This is a genomic window from Amycolatopsis sp. WAC 04182 (assembly GCF_003947465.1).
Lineage (GTDB): Bacteria > Actinomycetota > Actinomycetes > Mycobacteriales > Pseudonocardiaceae > Amycolatopsis.
In genome coordinates this window covers 1-940 of sequence record NZ_QHJJ01000022.1, presented here as the reverse complement: position 1 = coordinate 940, position 940 = coordinate 1, and the positions used below count along the sequence as shown (strand labels likewise).

Annotated in this window: 1 protein-coding gene; it reads left to right on the top strand. The window is 72.0% G+C overall.

Annotation, left to right across the window (positions count from 1 at the left end):
• The coding region (locus DMH01_RS42850) for a hypothetical protein (protein ID WP_199745846.1) at positions 1-696 on the top strand (696 nt) is incomplete at its 5' end.
• Between the last annotated feature and the right edge of the window lie 244 nt (positions 697-940).

Genomic DNA, 940 nt, shown 5'->3' with positions numbered 1-940 from the left:
CAGCCGGTACGCCACCCGCAGGCGAAGAACCCACCGTTCTCGGCCAGGCTGACGAACACCCAGGACACCTGGTACGCGGCCCGCCGGGGTGCGCCCAGCCGGACCGTGACCCGCCAGGACCCGAAGGTCACCTTCGCCTCCCCCGAGGACGAGGCTCGATGGAGGCGGCTCGGCTCCCCCGACCTGAGCTGGGGAAAGCCGTCGAGCAATGACTACGACATGCAACTCCGCTTCCTGATCGGCACCCACCGCTACACACTCCGGCAACTGCTGGAGCTCCCGGCCGACGAGGAGAAGCTGGCGAGCCTGCTGCGGCGGCTGTTCGACGAGGAGAAGGCCGGTGACTGGTGGCCCGGCAAGCCGGCGTTCACCACCTGTGTGTGGGCGACGGCGCAGGACCTGCTCTCCGGTCCCAGCAGCCCGGGAACCCGTTCCTCCCTGTATCGGGTGCTCGCGGAGCAGCCCGCGATCAGGTCGCTGGGCGAGGTCACCGACCCGCTGGGCCGTACCGGCGTTGCCCTGGCGCTGACCACGCCGGGCAGCGGTGAGGGCGCGGGCGAGTCGCGCCTGGTCGTGGAGGTCGCGACGGCGCGGTTGCTCGCCTACGAGCTCCGCCCGCCTGGGCGGTCCGAGCCGCTGATCCAGACCGCGTACGAGGAGATGGGCTGGGTCGACCGCCTGGGCGCACGTCCGTAGCGCGGCCTGCGACTCGAACGGTCTTCCGGTCGCGCGGCCTGCGAGCGGCCCGCCTGCTCGCGGGCCGCTCGCGGGTCGGTCAGGGGATCTGACCTGGTTCGGCCACCACGCCTGTCGCCAGGTCGGCGCTCGCGTAGAACGTGACGTTGCGGGCCGTCACCTCACCGCCGATGACCGCGGCCTGGAGGGTGTCCACGCGCCTGCCGAGGAAGCGGTAGGTCGGGGCGTCCAGCACCAGGTACGA